Source organism: Luteimonas sp. A537 (assembly GCF_054052065.1).
This window is the reverse complement of sequence record NZ_JBSVRH010000027.1, coordinates 1-583: the sequence shown is the minus strand read 5'-3', so window position 1 is coordinate 583 and position 583 is coordinate 1. Positions and strand designations below refer to the sequence as shown.

Annotated in this window: 1 protein-coding gene; it reads left to right on the top strand. The window is 69.0% G+C overall.

The window, feature by feature from the left end:
- Positions 1 to 583, top strand: a 583-nt coding sequence (locus tag ACW7GZ_RS14915; RefSeq protein WP_457010064.1) for an IS3 family transposase, incomplete at both ends; no start/stop codon positions are given.

The window sequence follows — 583 nt, the reverse complement described above, 5'->3', positions numbered from 1 at the left end:
CGCGCACAGTGAAGAGTTCCGGCTGTGCACGATGTGCCGGGTGCTGGGCGTTAACCGCAGTGGTTACTACGCCTGGCGACGACATCCGACCAGCGGCCGCGAGCGCGAGGACCAGCGCCTGCTCGGCCTGATCAAGCACTACTGGCTGGCCAGCGGCGGCGTGTACGGCTACCGCAAGGTCACGTTGGACCTGCGCGAGGCGGGCGAGACGTGCAGTCGCCACCGCGTGCAGCGCCTGATGAAAGCCGAAGGCCTGCGTGCGCAGGTCGGCTACGGGAGCAAGCCGCGCCACCGCGGCGGCCCCGTGGGCGTGGTCGACAACGTGCTGAATCGCGAGTTCGCGCCCGACGCACCGAACACGGTCTGGGTCACCGACATCACCTACATCCGGACCTACGAGGGCTGGTTGTTCCTGGCAGCGGTGATGGACTTGTACTCGCGACAGATCGTGGGCTGGGCGACGGCCCCGACGATGACCAGCGACCTGGTGCTGCAGGCCTTGGTGGCGGCGGTCTGGCGGCGCAAGCCGGGGCCAGGCGTGCTCGTGCACTCGGACCAGGGCAGCCAGTTCACCGGCAGCGAC